We start from the raw sequence: 1,808 nt of genomic DNA on the forward strand, positions 1-1,808 counted from the left end.
GCCGTCGCTCGAAAACTCACCACAATCGCAAATGCCCTCGTCAAGTCAGGACAAAAATGGACTTCTCAGACTGTCTGAGAAATACAGTTGCTAACTCGTTTTGGGAAACAGCTATGCCTCATGCCCCACAGCAGGCTGCGACCGGTGTAGCGTGATCGGACCCTTTGGCTTCAGCACGACCCTGCAAGAGGGGCGCATTCTCGCCATGCTCAATAACCCTCTCCTGGTCGGTCTTATGGTCCGGTTTTGTGGGAGAAAGACATAACCGCAAAGGCTACTCGTAGCCTCGCTTGGCCTTCTTCATGTGCAGCTCGAACCGGGCGTCTTTGGCATCTGCCTCGGTGTCGAACCAGTCGGTGCGTGTCTGTCCGCCCTGACCCACCCTGCCCCACTCGCGAATGAGGCCCCAGTTACCAAACAGACCAGGCACGATATCCACGCGGTAAAAGCGATGTAGATTGGCTTCAGGCTCTGTACGGATCAGATATATGTTCCCTACCCCCACATCCTCGCCGCAATGTCCTGTTCTTCTTTGCCTACGGCGTCTGCGTAGATTGCGGTGGTGCCAAGCTGCGCGTGGCCCATCCATTTCTGGACCATGTGCAGCGGAATGCCGTTGACGGTGGCGTTGATCCCGAACCCATGGCGGAGCCCTTTGGGCGACCGATGCGGCGCGTCCGGGATACCCGCCTCGATCATCACATCCTTCACGATCTGCCAAACCCGCACCCGGCCAAGCGGCCAGATCGGCGCCTTTTGCCAGTTTGCGGGATTTCTGGGCCTCACGAATGCCGTGCGCGGTGTTAAGCGTGTCCAGGTAGTCCGGCGGAACGGGCACCGTCCGATACACCACCTTCTGTTTGCCAGGAGCATCCTTGCGCTTCTTTAGACTGCGGATCGCCACGGTGCCCCCGGCCAGATCGACACGCGCGGGCGTTAGCTCGATCAGCTCAGAAGGACGACAGCCGGTGTAATGCAGCGTCTCGCAGATCGTGCGGTCACGTGCAGGCCGACGGCGTGCGGCGGCCAGGAAATCCGCCCTCTCTTCAGCATTGAGGTAGAGACGATTGCCGTCGCGGTCATAGAGGGTCATTTCGCTCATATGAACACTATACCCGAATAGTGTTTACTGCGCGAGTAAAGATCGCCCCTTATGCACACCCCTGCCCCGCGTCAACGGCGTGTGATGTAAACAGAATTACCTACAGTGTTAAGTTTAGGTGTCTGGAAGCGATGTCCGCTATCGGTCAGATTCACCTGTAACACATCGTCGCTAAGTATTTTTTTAAATGCTGCGGCGTAGCTTGGGTGTCCAACATCAAGAGACAGCCCATGACAGTTTATCTGATTGATCCATCCAATTGGAATGATGCCAACTTTTGGAACACAATTGCGGAATCCGCCGACGGCCACGTCCTCGATTTTTCCGGGCTGCCAAGTTCATTTCAGCTTTCGATGGTGTCGAACACTGGGAAACTGTCGATCAGCGATGGCACGACTACTTTTGTCGTTGGCGATGCCAGCGCGAGCGGCCCCGTCGATGCACAGTTGGGGTTACCGACAGAGTTTGAGTATTTCTCGATCGTTGGCGCTTCCGGAAATGACACCTTTACCGGCAGCAGCGGTTCTGAGAACTTCAGTGGCAGTGATGGCAACGATAGTTTCTACGGCAACAGCGGCAATGACACGCTGAGCGGCGGCGACGGCGATGACACCTTCTCGATCTATGGATCAGGGGGTGGGCTGGACCAGATCGATGGCGGCGCGGGGTTCGACAAGATCGAAGGCAGTACGGGCAACGACGTTCT

General features: G+C 56.6%; 3 protein-coding genes and 1 pseudogene. 1 reads left to right on the forward strand and 3 read right to left on the reverse strand.

The window, feature by feature from the left end; translation table 11 throughout:
- Positions 1-274: 274 nt before the first annotated feature.
- The 3 genes and pseudogenes from J1C49_RS21400 to J1C49_RS21800 form a co-directional block, all read right to left on the reverse strand.
- A complete protein-coding gene (locus tag J1C49_RS21400; RefSeq protein WP_227447846.1) occupies positions 275-589 on the reverse strand; it encodes a WGR domain-containing protein in 315 nt (104 codons plus the stop codon).
- Positions 496-873: a tyrosine-type recombinase/integrase gene (locus J1C49_RS22015; protein ID WP_370639448.1), complete on the reverse strand. Its 378-nt coding sequence runs from the start codon at positions 871-873 to the stop codon at positions 496-498. The genes J1C49_RS21400 and J1C49_RS22015 overlap by 94 nt, the downstream gene beginning before the upstream one ends.
- Positions 845-1,102, reverse strand: a pseudogene (locus J1C49_RS21800) (tyrosine-type recombinase/integrase); the annotation flags it as partial. The gene J1C49_RS22015 and the pseudogene J1C49_RS21800, both read right to left, overlap by 29 nt.
- Positions 1,103-1,332: 230 nt before the next feature.
- Between J1C49_RS21800 and J1C49_RS21410 the strand changes: the two are divergent.
- The coding region (locus J1C49_RS21410) for a calcium-binding protein (RefSeq protein WP_370639447.1) at positions 1,333-1,808 on the forward strand (476 nt) is incomplete at its 3' end.

The organism is Cognatishimia sp. F0-27 (genome assembly GCF_020667845.1).
Taxonomy (GTDB): domain Bacteria; phylum Pseudomonadota; class Alphaproteobacteria; order Rhodobacterales; family Rhodobacteraceae; genus JAFMPQ01.